The organism is Vaginella massiliensis (assembly GCF_900089075.1).
Lineage (GTDB): Bacteria > Bacteroidota > Bacteroidia > Flavobacteriales > Weeksellaceae > Weeksella > Weeksella massiliensis_A.
The window spans coordinates 857,865-870,356 of record NZ_LT593747.1 but is presented as its reverse complement, the minus strand read 5'-3'; the positions used below and the strand labels follow the sequence as shown (position 1 = coordinate 870,356).

Here is a 12,492-nt window from a genome sequence, read left to right as displayed (position 1 = left end):
ATATGAAGAATTTCATTATATTCATATTGGTTTTGATTAGTACTAAAATAGTAGCACAAAACCCCTTGCTATTTGATAGAACATGGACACTTGATAAAATGATATCTTCTGTTGGTGAAAATATTCTTCCTCCAAATAATGATGAATTAGAAAGCATCACAATGAATTTTTATCAAGAAGATTATATGATAACTGATGCCGTTGGAACTTTGACATGCTACGGTGTTTTTGAGGGAAACCCTATAAATGATACACAAATAAATTATGATGAATTCTATTCAGAAACAACAGATTGTGAATATACAGAAAATTGTGAATTTGAAGAATATTATTTTTTCTTTTTCATATATGGTATGCCTACAGGTTATTTTATTGAAAGCGAAGACAATTTATTGAGATTGACATTAACCAATAATTCAGGACAGCAGGCTATTTATTATTCTCAAAATCTATCTGTTACAGAATCAGATGACACCAAGTTTTATACGGTTTACCCTAATCCCGTAAACGAAATTTTAACGATAAGAGGTTTAAACCAAAATAATGTTTCTATTCAAATTTTTGATGTATCAGGAAAACTTGTTTATCACAACAAACTCAATGTTAATCAAAATAAGATTGAAATTCCTGTTTTACACCTTGAAAAAGGAATTTATTTTATTAAATTATTTAATAAGTTTGGTAAGTTTTTACATACAGAGAAAATATTCAAATACTAAAGAATATTAAAGCGATAAACTTAACTGATTTATCGCTTTCTTATATATACAAACTTAAAAGTACGATCGCACAACAAGGTATTGCCAAAAGCGGGACTAAAATCCATAACTCAACTTTGGGATTTCTATTCCGCAAAAACCATTTTTTATTTGCTCAAAAAGTGTATATTAGCAAATAAAAAAATTGGTTTTGCTAACTGCGGTGCAAAATTGAAACTTAGTGCTTCTATTTCCCCGCCTTCGGCAATACCTGAACCGTTATGTGCTATGTTTTACACCAACCACCAAAAAACTATATTTACAATATGAAAAATTCAGCGAAAAAATTTGCAATTATTGGGATAGCTATCATTACCTTTTCGTGTAATAACGGAGGCAAAACTCAGAAAGCCGACAATCAGGACACCGTAAGATCTGAAACACCAACAAACGAACAACCCAATAGTACAGGTAAATTCGATATAAATTCAATTCCTGTTTCTGATAAAGATTTAGGCGACTTTCCTTTTTTTAGTTTTCCTGAAGGGTTAGTTGCACTTAATAAACCCATAGAAAGAAAATTTGATAAGCTATATTTTGCTATTGATGGTGTGATGACACCTCTTGAAGGAAAAGTTTGGAAGACAGGGGTTTGGACAAAATCGAATCAGAGCAACGATTGGTCGGTTGCTTTTTTTGAGAAGAGTTACGACGAAGCTATAAAAGCTATTGGTGGCGTGAAAATATTTGATGGTACTATCACTAACGAGGAATATGAAAAATACCACCCCCAAGCTACTTATTTAGGAGAAGATGGTTCAATTGGCTATGCCGGAGAGAACATCAAAACATATGTTATTCGCAGAGCAGATGGAGGCGATGTTTACATTCAATTGTCGGCTACATCGGGTGTCGGAAAAATCAATATTTTGCAGAAGGAAGGATTTAAACAAACCATTTCAATGCTGAAGGCAGATCAAATACAAAAAGATTTAAATGACAAAGGCAAAGCGGTTCTGCACATCAATTTCGATACCGATAAAGCTACTCTAAAAGCTGATGGTAAAGAAGCAGTTGCTGAAATCACAAAAGCCCTTAACACAGACAAAATGCTAAAAATTTCCATTAATGGATATACGGATAATACAGGTGATGAAAAACACAATCTAGACCTTTCTAAACAAAGGGCAGAAACAGTAAAAAAAGAATTGATCAAAAGTGGTATTGATGTAAACAGACTCTCATCAGAAGGTTTTGGACAAAATAACCCTATTGCCGACAATAATACAGAAGAAGGAAAATCACAAAATAGAAGAGTTGAATTAATAAAAAATAAATAACACAGCACATAACAAGGTATTGCCAAAAGCGGGGCCTGAATGGCTTCGTTTGAAACTTTTTCGTAAATTTGAACATTCGTGCTTCGTATCAAAGGTAGTGCTAAAAATCCGCTCCCTCGCAAAGCCCCAAAACGTTATCTGCCATTTTATAAAAAATCCCGCATAAATGAATGAAATTGAACTTAAAACGATAAAAGCGACACCAAAAATTGGAAACGAACATTTGACTTTTAATGAAAAAAGTGTAGGATATTCTTTACTTGAATTTTGGCAATGGAGTGTTTCTGACATTTTGAGTAATGCAACTCGTGGAAGATTTGCAGAATTTATTGTTGGAACTGCTGTTGGAATGAACCCTAAAAATTTACGTGATGAATGGGATGCTTATGATGTAACTTCAGAAACAGGAATAAAAATTGAAGTTAAATCTGCTGCATACATTCAAAGTTGGGCTCAAAAACAATATTCAAAAATTTCATTTTCAATTAGAACTGCTCAATTTTGGGATGCCGACAATGGAATGTCACGAGGAGAACCAAAAAGACACGCAGATGTTTACGTTTTCTGCCTATTACATAACAAAGACCAAGAAACAATTGACCCAATGAAAATGGAACAATGGGAATTTTATGTTCTTCCAACTTGTGTTATTGATAATTATCAAAGAAGCCAAAGTTCAATTACTTTAAATTCTCTTTCCAGATTAACAAATTGCGTAAACTATGATGAACTAAAAGAAAAAATTGAAAATTGCAATGTTCAACAATGTGAATATAAGAAAAACGGCAGATAACATGGGTTTGGCAAAAGCGGGGTTGAAGTTATCATTTTGAAGATTTCAGCACTTTTCGCCGCAAAAAACCATTTAGTTTTTTTATTTTTTGTAATTTTGAAAAAACGAAAATGGTTTTTGCTCGGTTCGGGTTTAGTTGGAATTTCCGGCTTTCTTATCCCCGCCTTCGCCAAGCCCTTTCCCGTTATAGGCTATGGTATAAAAAAAGCCGTGAATAGTAAATAAATATAATTTTGTAACAATTAAATTAATCAAATCGTATGGCAACATTTCTTAAAACAGTTCGAAACACCGTAAAAAACTGGTATATTCCAGCAATCATTGGTGTATTATTTATCCTACTTGGGGGCTATTTATTTAGCGTTCCTGTTGCGACTTATTTAACGCTGACCATTTTTTTTAGTCTGACTTTCCTATTTTCAGGAATTTTGGAAATAGTGTTTTCCGTTCAGAATAAAGATGAACTCGAGGGTTGGGGTTGGTATCTTACAAGTGGAATTTTTAGTTTACTTATCGGTATCGTTTTAGTATCAAAACCTGACGTTGCAGCAACTACATTGCCATTTTTCATAGGATTTAGTTTACTGTTCCGTTCTTTTCAAGGATTGGGATTTTCCTTTGAACTGAAAAATTACGGTGTGATAAAATGGGGTAATCTAGCAATCTTGAGTATTTTGGGGATTATATTTTCATTCTTACTTATCGCAAATCCGATTTTCACAGGAATATCATTAGTCGTGATGACGGCTTTATCGTTTATCTGTGTGGGTATTTCAGCTATTGTACTGGCTTTCCAATTAAAAAAGCTGAAAACACTTCCTGGAAAATTGAGAAAAGAATTGAAAGACAAGATTGAAGATTTGAAAGAAGAATATTACAACGATATTAAACGTGTTGATGATTAATTAGCAAATGTTAAAAAACAATGCAATGACCAGAACCACAGCCTATAACAAGCAGTTTGGCAAAAGAGCGGAGTTCCGTCTAAGTTGAACGTTTCGTCTTCGATTGTCGCAAAAACCGCTTGGTTTTTGCGATAAAAATTGTAAGTTCGCAACACCAAGCGGTTTTGCTTACGGTAGTGCTATATTGAAAATTTCGGCTTCGTTAGTCCGCTCCTTCGCCAAGCTGCCGGACCGTTACCTGCAAGCATAAAAAACCAAACCGTAAATTCAAGAAACTAATGAAATCAAAAAGTTTATTTTCTTTTATTGTAACACTTTTCCTTATTTATGGATGTTCGTCTAACAGACAAGCAGATGGAAAATCAAATATTTTGGCTAAGAACGACATAAATATACGGGGCGACTTCCAAAATTATTTTGACAGTTGCGGAGTTGAAGGCACAATTGCTATTTATGACATTAGAAATGATAAATGGATTGTATCGGACACAGTTGGATTAGAAATTGAAACGCTTCCAGCATCTACATTCAAGATTATAAATTTATTGATTGCTCTTGAAACTAATACTATCAAAGATGAAAACGAAATAATAAAATGGGTTGGTAGTACAGATACAGTTAAGTATGGTTATAGACCCGAAATTTATCACGATATGCCAGTCAAAGAAGCCTTTGAATTATCAGCAGGTTGGGTTTTTGTAGAACTTGCAAAGAAAATCGGAAAAGATACCTATAGAAAACACCTCGCAGAGAGCAAGTATGGAAACAATAATTTATCCCAAACTGAAGCCGATTTTTGGAATTTTGGAGACTTTGCAATTTCGCCTAAAAATCAGGTCGAATTTGTAAAATCTTTTTATGAAGAAAAATTACCCTTTTCTAAGCGAAATATTGACATTGTTAAAAACGTAATGATTACGGAACAAAATGAAGAATATACTATAAGGGCTAAGACAGGTTGGACAAGGGAAAATAACATCAATACAGGTTGGTGGACAGGGTACATTGAGACCAAAAATGGGACTTATATTTTTGCAACAAGACTTTTACAAGACAGAAAAATGAAAAGGTCTGATTTCGGAAGTTGCAGAAAAGAAATTACCAAAAAAGTATTTAAAGACTTGAATATAATTTAAAAGAATGCCAGCAGGTAACAGGCGTTTGGCTCAATGGCGGGTTAAGACTAAAATTTGAAGTTTCGGCATTATATTCCGCAAAAGCCAATTATATTGACTTTTTCCTTAAATTTATTCAATAAATTGGCTTTTGCTTACTGTGTCGCTAAATTGAAACTTTTCGCTTCAATTTCCGCCACTGACGCCAAGCCCCGAAACGTTAGCTGACATTTTAAACGAAAAAATTAACCTTAAAAACCAAATTTCTATGAAGAAACAAATCCTCTTAATCCTCTTATTAATTCCTATTTTTGGAATTAGCCAATCTTTATTAGATTCAATTCAAGGCAAAATCGAAGAAAAAATCCAACACTTAAATCAAACAAATGTTCCAAGCAACATATTGTATGAACGTACTTTTCAGAAAGCAAACCTCACTGCATTTTCTCCGCCAACATTGATTATTGGTCAACAATCTTCTGAATCGCAAAGTGCGCTACCTACGCCAACCAGTAACAATTTTCATTTCTTCATGGCATTGGACGATTTAAAACGTTCCGACTATCTAAATAGATTTAACAATGTTGAATCTCTTTATCAAACAAATAAAAATAGTGGCAATACTGTTAACATTGGAATACTAAATGTAGATTTTGCAGTATTTAATGGAGACCCACTTGCAACGGGAGCATTGTATGTAGCTGGAACAGACAGCTTACTTTATGAAAACAGCAATTCATCTGTTCCCTTGTACAAAAAAATAGAAAATTCTTTTGTGGCTTCACCACTAAAAAAAGACTTTAAGAGTAAAACAGTAACTTTCAAACTACATAGTAGTTTTTGGAAAGAAACTGCACAATATCAGATTACCAATCTGCAAATAGACTTTAATGACGGACAAGGATATAGAACCGTTAATAAAGGACAATCTGTTACAATATCTTATCCGACTTACGGTGAAAAATTAATAAAATTTAAAGCCACTTTTTCGAATAACAAAACACAAACAACAAACGCAAAATTTGAGATAATAAATGCTTCAAAAATAAAAATTGAAGTACAAACAAATTCTACAGAAGGTACGAATTCCTGTAATATGCCCACATCAGGTTATTTTTATTCTACACTTACATTTCAGGGCTATGACGAAAGCCAAGCCTATGCAGGATTAGGAAGATACCAAAATCATAGTGGTACAAACTGTGTGGATAAACCGATCATTGTGGTAGAGGGATATGACCCAAGCGATAGCTTTGATAATGAAGATATTTTTGACGATTTATTAAATATCAATTATTTAGGAGATCAACTCATAAGTTCAGGTTACGATGTCTTTACGTTAGATTTTCGAAATTATACAACGTCAAACGGTAAAGAAATCCGTGGAGGAAGTGATTACATAGAACGCAATGCCATGGTTTTGATAGAGCTAATTAACCGCATCAATGCCAGTAAAGCGGATAATGCAGAGCCTATAAAAATTATTGGTTTCAGTATGGGTGGATTAGTAGCTCGTTATGCACTTCGTTATATGGAACTTCACAATATGAATCACGATACGGATTTATATGTTTCTGTAGATTCACCACACCAAGGTGCGGTTGTTCCTTCCGGAGCTCAATATACGATGGATTTCATAGATGATTTGGTTCCGGGTTGGATGGACGAAGAACTTGATGATTTAACTGATGACCTTTTTCTTCCTGCTCCAAAACAAATGTTGGTTAACCATTATGGTAGTGGTTCAGAATACCCAATAGGTATTCAGGGGTTTCATAATCGTTTTTACAATGATTTAAATGCGATGGGTTATCCGCAACAATCCCGAAATATAGCGGTAACGAATGGTAGATTGGACGGCATCGGAACAAATAATATCAACCAAAAATACTATGAAGGGAAAATGCACTTATTTTGGGTTTTGCTTAACGGCAAGCTTCGTTTAAATTTAACCCATCACGATGCAAGAGCCAGAGTTTTTTACTGGAGGTTGAAATTCTTAATATTTAACGTTTGGAAAAGAGAGCGTCATGCTAATTCCTATGCTTATTTAGGAAGCTACGAAAACACATCGGGAGGAATTTCAAGTATAGATGACCTGGATGACCGAATCCTGAAATTTACTGAATGGGGATTTGACTGGTTCGTTACCGGAGTTAAGCAAAATTTGGCTTCTGATGCTTTCAGCTTCTTACCTACCAAAAGTGCATTGGACTACCAAGGAAATCAGTATTTATTTGAGGACATAAGTGGACGAAACCTAACTTGTAGCAATACGCCCTTCGATTCATATTTTGCTCCCAATCAAAATGAAAATCATACTTTTTTATCAACGGGAGCTTCCAATTTTATAAGACAAGAGATTTTAGGCAATCCTCAAACTCCTTCTTTTATACTTACCGATGAAGATTTAAAACAACAAGGCACAAATCTATGTGAAAGCAACAATATCCGACTTTATTTTGAGTCTTGCAACGTGAAAGAAGGAACTACTTGGTCTGTTTCTGACCCAAGTAAAATTGTTATTATGCAACAAGATGCCTCACAATTTGTTTTCAGTGCAACTCCAAATGCATTTGGTTCAGTCATCATTACTGCTCATATACCCGGACAGTATAGTATAAGCAAAGAAGTATGGATTGGTAAAGCACGGGTTTTCGTAGAATTAGAAAGTGATATGGGGGGTATAAGCAACTGGGCTAAAGGCTATCTGAAAGGAGTTAATTCAACGTTGGAAGAACAGGAAATATCTTATATCCATTGGGAAAAACTTTCCTCAACTAGTGGTGGAAATATGTACGCATCTGATAATGATACAGAAGTAAACGGGCAAGGTCCTAATAACTATTGGACTGTTAATGCACGCGTACACGTAACCAATCCTTGCGGTATTACTCAACATGATTTTGTACTAACTCCTCCACCATGCCCACCTTCAGGTTATTTCATAGAACCTTCCGATGATGATACTTACACATTAAGGCCTATACCTTGTGATGAACTATTTAACAAAAATAATCAAGAAACTATATACTCCGAGTCTATCAATGTATTTGATTATAATGGGAATCTAGTGTTTACTACTAAAGGAAATAATATAAATGTTTCAAATCTAAAACCGGGAGTTTACTTTATCAAAGCAACTATCAACAATGAAATTATAACCAAAAAAATTATCAAAAAATGAAACCAATAATTATAATTTTAACATTTCTTTCATTCTTGGCTTGCAACAATGACGATGACAGCGGCAAAGACAATGACGGGAATACTTTTTCCGCCACTTTCGATGGGCAAACCATTGAACCCAGATTTATTTCAAGCGGTGTAACCGGTGCTTATACTTTTTATGTAAACAGATACTGGGAAAATAATAATAGTTGGAAACTAAAAGTCAATACTGAAAGTGATTTATATTTAAGCTTATTTATTTTAAATATAAATGGCATAGGAACTTATCCCATTGAAACTGCTAATTTAGAAGATTGGACTAATGTTTATTCCAAAACCTGTATTTTTTTGGAAGATGGTGTTACAGCACACTTTAGAGCGCTTAGTCTTGGAGATACCGGAAGTTTTGAGGTAACACGATATGATAGTGAAAGAGGGATTTTGGAAGGTAGTTTTTCATGTGATATGTATGACCCACAACATCCTGAAATCATTAAACCAATCAGCGGAAATTTTAAAATCAATATGGAAACTCATCCTAATTATAACTAGTAATGATAAAAAACGTCAGCTAACTAGGGTAACCGTTGCACAACCCTTAATTTTTCAAAATCATTTTCAGAAATCTCAAAAAATGAAACCAATAATTCTAATTTTAACATTCTTTTCGTTTTTGGCTTGCAACAATGACGATGACAGTGGAAAAGACAATGGCGGAAATACCTTTTCCGCCAACTTCAATGGACAAGCTATTGAACCCGAATGGATTCACGGCTTTGGCTATGGATCATATACACTAAATGTCAATAGAGATCCTGATGATATTAATGACTGGTTTATTACTATTTCTAGTCCCAATAACTTATATTTAGATATTCGACTTTTAGATGTTATAGAAATAGGTAATTACCCTATAGAATCTGCGACAATGGAAAATTTGAATAATTTTTCAAGCTTTACGTCTATATATCTTCAGGATGAAGTTACAGCCCAATACTCATTTTTAAGCTTAGGGAATACAGGAAGTTTTGAGATAACACGCTATGATAGTGAAAGAGGAATTTTGGAAGGTAGTTTTTCTTGTGATATGTATGACCCACAACATCCTGAAATCATTAAACCAATCAGCGGAAATTTTAAAATCAATATGGAAACTCATCCTAATTATAACTAGTAATGATAAAAAACGTCAGCTAACATGGTATTTATGAAAGACGGGCAAATGGCTCGTCTTTTTTCATTTGGCTAAAATTAAAAATAAAAGTATGTTTACAAAAGTATTTGTGAGAACTCCCGTCCTTCATAAATACCCGAAACGTTATAGCCAATGCTAACAAACGACAGACAACAAACAAATGGATATATTAGAATTTAAAATACAAGACAAACAAAACGACAATTATCAATTTAAGTCTGTGACAATTTTAGTTAACGGAAAAGACCTCATTGACTTATTGAAAGTTTATGAACTGCCTTTCGCAAAAAAAGAAGGTTCAGAAAATATCGCTGGCGGCTATGATGGACTTACTCCTGAGACTTTGCTTAAACACCTGACCAACCCAGACGAATATGACATTGACGATAACGACAAAGTTTCAGTGCTTGAATGTGAATGTGGATGTGATGGTTGCTGGCCAATGAAAGTAAAGGCATACGAATTGGGTGACAAAATCATTTGGGCTGACTTTGAACAACCACACAGAACTGTTGATAGTCATAACTTTTGGGACTATTCAAAATTCGGACAATTGACTTTTGACAAGAATAACTATAAAGAACAATTAGACGTGTTGAGACAGACAATTAATAGTATAACAAAATGAGAGAAAGAAGAAGCACTGGCTATAACACGGGTTTTGCGTCAGGCGGGGTGACGTGCAAACTTGGAGCTTTGTGCTTCTATTCAAGTTCAGTGCAGGTTGACAGTTTTGTGCTCCGATACCCGCCCGAACGCAAAGCCCGAAAACGTTATGTGTAATGCTTCCTAAAATTTCTGCATAAATCTAATTCGTTTATTTAAATGATATATTTCTTATCTTAGCAGATAGATAATGTGATAATTGAAACAATGCTGACAAAGGAATATATTAAAGAAATAAAAAAGAATGGTGAAGATTCATTAACTCAACTCATTAGAGATAATGAAGGAAATATTTCATCCATAAATTTCATATTGAGTAATTTAGGGCAATTGAGTAAAAATTTCAGCGGTGAAATTTTTATTGAATTACTTAATCATAAAAATGCAGGAATTAGAGCGTTAGCTATAAAAAATCTTGGAAAATTAACTAATGAAAAATATTTAGAAATACTATACCAAATATCTAAAAGTGATGTTGATACGACTGTGAGACGTGAAGCTATATCATCAATTGGAAGATTTAGAACAAAATCAATTAAACCAATTCTAAGAGAAGCTTTGATGGATAATGATCCTAAAATTGTATGTCAAGCTATTCGAGGGTTACTAGTTTTCAAAGGAAGTGGAGTCGATGAAGACTTAAAGAGTTTGATAAACCACCAAAATGAAATGGTTAGAACAATCATTTATAAAGAATACTTTTCTGAAAAGAAAGCAAATATTAAACAAGCTCACTCAGAATCATACGATTATTTAAAAAATGTTGTAGTAAATGCTGACACTTTAGATGTTATGAAATTGATTGAAGATGATAGTATACATCTTACATTTACTTCGCCTCCGTATTATAATGCTAGAGATTATTCAATTTATCCTAGTTATAATGCTTATTTGGAATTCTTAGCTGAAGTATTTAAAGAAGTACATAGAATTACTAAAGAAGGAAGATTTTTAATTGTAAATACTTCCCCAATAATTATACCAAGAATAAGTCGCGCACATTCTAGTAAAAGATATCCAATACCCTTTGATATTCATAAATATCTAATGGAAATGGGCTGGGAATTTATAGATGACATTGTCTGGATGAAACCAGAGGCGAGTGTTAAAAATAGAATTGGGGGGTTTATGCAGCATAGAAAACCTCTTGCTTATAAACCAAATTGTGTTACAGAGTATTTAATGGTTTATCGAAAAAGTACAGATAAATTAATTGATTGGAACATAAAACAATATAGTTTAGATAAGGTTGAAAGTAGCAAGGTAGAAGATGGTTATGAATCTACTAACGTATGGAGAATTGATCCATCTTTTGACAAAGTGCATTCTGCAATATTTCCAGTTGAACTATGTAAACGAGTGATTAAATATTACTCTTTCAAAGATGATCTAGTATTTGATCCATTCGGTGGAAGCGGTACAATGGGAAGAACTGCCAAAAATTTAGGTCGTAATTTTTTATTAACAGAAAAAGAAGATAAATACTTTGAATATATGAAATCAAAAGCAGCAAAAAATAATTCAGAAAATGAAAAAACTCATTTTCTAAATCTAAATGAATTTAAAGAATGGATATCACAAGAAAAATTGTAATAAAGGATGTTATCAAACGTTTGATTACTTCAAAAGATTATAGAATAGTTGCTCAAACTGAAATTAACAGTAAATTTTTAAATTATTGCTTAGATTTCTTTAAAAAAGTTGTAGAAGCAAAATTGAAAGGTGAAAAAATTTCAGAAGATTGGTATAAAGATTATTTAGTAATGAATGATGATATCAATCCAACTCAAAGAGCTATAAATGCAGGGATAAACAAAAAGACAATTTCGAATATGTTTAATTCTGGTAAAAAAGAAGTAGTAATTTCTGCATCGGAAGAAAACTACGATTCTTTAGTAAATGCAATCAGTAGTTTAATCGAAGAAGATCCTAGTCTAGATTTAACTTTAAAGATTACATTTAATAAAGTAAGTGTAGAACTAGATTTAAATGAAAGTTTAATTGTTATAACTAGTTTAGCAGTTAAAAGAGCTGCAATTACAGGTGGTGCATATAGTGCGATTGGTAAAAATGTAGAAGGACCATTGATGCTAACATTATGTAAGTTATATCAGGTGCCAGCAGAGAATTACAGCCTTAGGCTTGAAGGGGGTGGTGCAGCTAGTTACGGTGATTTTGAAAGAGAAATAGACTTCTTTTTAATTTCTAATAATAGTGAAAACTTTAAATGTGAAGTTAAACTAATGGGGAAAGGAAATCCGGAGGTGGCTGATGCTGTAATTGCTAGAGAAAGTAAAGTATTTGTAGCAGATAAACTTTCTGAAACAAACATTGCTCAATTAACAAGTTTAAATGTTGGCTGGGTAGAATTGAGAAATGAAAATGGTTTCAGAAGATTTAAAGAAGTTCTGGAAAAATTTAATATTCCATTTATAGACTTTTCATCAGAAATAAATGAAGAACAACTTGAAGAAGTTTTAGAAGGAATTTTAGATGAAATTTTAGATTAGAAACAGCACTACACATAACATAGTATTATCCAAAGTTTCTTTGCAAAGTCTTTATTTTAGTGGGTTGGTTACTCATTTCATAGCATTTGGTACAACATA

11 protein-coding genes are annotated in these 12,492 nt (G+C 33.2%); all 11 read left to right on the top strand.

The window, feature by feature from the left end; genetic code table 11:
- The first annotated feature begins 2 nt into the window (after positions 1–2).
- Positions 3–719: a T9SS type A sorting domain-containing protein gene (locus BN8061_RS11505; protein ID WP_094745965.1), complete on the top strand. Its 717-nt coding sequence runs from the start codon at positions 3–5 to the stop codon at positions 717–719.
- A gap of 305 nt (positions 720–1,024) precedes the next feature.
- Positions 1,025–2,038: an OmpA family protein gene (locus BN8061_RS11500; protein WP_068599411.1), complete on the top strand. Its 1,014-nt coding sequence runs from the start codon at positions 1,025–1,027 to the stop codon at positions 2,036–2,038.
- A gap of 166 nt (positions 2,039–2,204) precedes the next feature.
- Positions 2,205–2,831, top strand: a complete 627-nt coding sequence (locus BN8061_RS11495; protein ID WP_068595102.1) for a hypothetical protein — start codon at positions 2,205–2,207, stop codon at positions 2,829–2,831.
- Between the two features lie 260 nt (positions 2,832–3,091).
- Complete coding sequence (locus tag BN8061_RS11490) at positions 3,092–3,736, top strand: HdeD family acid-resistance protein (protein WP_068599409.1); 645 nt, start codon at positions 3,092–3,094, stop codon at positions 3,734–3,736.
- A gap of 278 nt (positions 3,737–4,014) precedes the next feature.
- Complete coding sequence (gene blaOXA, locus BN8061_RS11485) at positions 4,015–4,872, top strand: OXA-1327 family class D beta-lactamase (protein ID WP_005938297.1); 858 nt, start codon at positions 4,015–4,017, stop codon at positions 4,870–4,872.
- 247 nt (positions 4,873–5,119) lie between these two features.
- Positions 5,120–8,038 carry an alpha/beta fold hydrolase gene (locus BN8061_RS11480; protein WP_068599407.1) on the top strand — a complete coding sequence of 973 codons (2,919 nt, stop codon included), beginning with the start codon at positions 5,120–5,122 and terminating at the stop codon, positions 8,036–8,038.
- Positions 8,035–8,574 carry a hypothetical protein gene (locus BN8061_RS11475; protein WP_068599406.1) on the top strand — a complete coding sequence of 180 codons (540 nt, stop codon included), beginning with the start codon at positions 8,035–8,037 and terminating at the stop codon, positions 8,572–8,574. Before BN8061_RS11480 ends, BN8061_RS11475 begins: the two co-directional genes overlap by 4 nt.
- Positions 8,575–8,656: 82 nt before the next feature.
- Complete coding sequence (locus BN8061_RS11470; protein ID WP_068599405.1) at positions 8,657–9,196, top strand: Riean_0653 family protein; 540 nt, start codon at positions 8,657–8,659, stop codon at positions 9,194–9,196.
- 181 nt (positions 9,197–9,377) lie between these two features.
- Complete coding sequence (locus BN8061_RS11465) at positions 9,378–9,845, top strand: hypothetical protein (RefSeq protein WP_068595105.1); 468 nt, start codon at positions 9,378–9,380, stop codon at positions 9,843–9,845.
- A 245-nt stretch (positions 9,846–10,090) separates the two neighbouring features.
- The gene (locus tag BN8061_RS11460; protein WP_068599403.1) at positions 10,091–11,476 is read left to right on the top strand and encodes a DNA methyltransferase; all 1,386 of its coding nucleotides are present in this window, start codon (positions 10,091–10,093) and stop codon (positions 11,474–11,476) included.
- The gene (locus BN8061_RS11455; RefSeq protein WP_068599402.1) at positions 11,452–12,393 is read left to right on the top strand and encodes a CfrBI family restriction endonuclease; all 942 of its coding nucleotides are present in this window, start codon (positions 11,452–11,454) and stop codon (positions 12,391–12,393) included. Before BN8061_RS11460 ends, BN8061_RS11455 begins: the two co-directional genes overlap by 25 nt.
- Positions 12,394–12,492 lie beyond the last annotated feature (99 nt).